Source organism: Ochrobactrum sp. SFR4 (assembly GCF_019730395.1).
GTDB lineage: Bacteria > Pseudomonadota > Alphaproteobacteria > Rhizobiales > Rhizobiaceae > Pseudochrobactrum.
This window is the reverse complement of the sequence record NZ_JAAPBB010000583.1, coordinates 1-303: the sequence shown is the minus strand read 5'-3', so window position 1 is coordinate 303 and position 303 is coordinate 1. Positions and strand designations below refer to the sequence as shown.

Genomic DNA, 303 nt, shown 5'->3' with positions numbered 1-303 from the left:
CCTTCGGCATAAAGATGAGCATCTTCTTCAGATACGCCTTCATTCATCAGTGCGCCGATCAAGCCACCCGTCGCGGCACCGACAACAGCACCACCAGCCGCACCGGCAGCAGTTGCCGCCAGCCAGCCAGCTGCAACAACCGGACCAACGCCCGGAATAGCAAGAATACCCAAACCTGCAAGCAAGCCGCCTGCACCACCAATCATAGCACCGATGCCCGCACCGGCAGTTGCACCGCCCGCAGCATCCGTTTCCCGATTAGCATCATGTGTAACAATACTGATGTCGTCGGACGGAATTCCA

Annotated in this window: 1 pseudogene; it reads right to left on the bottom strand. The window is 58.1% G+C overall.

What is annotated here, in order from left to right:
* A pseudogene (locus HBA93_RS20355) lies at nt 1–303 on the bottom strand (hypothetical protein); the annotation flags it as partial.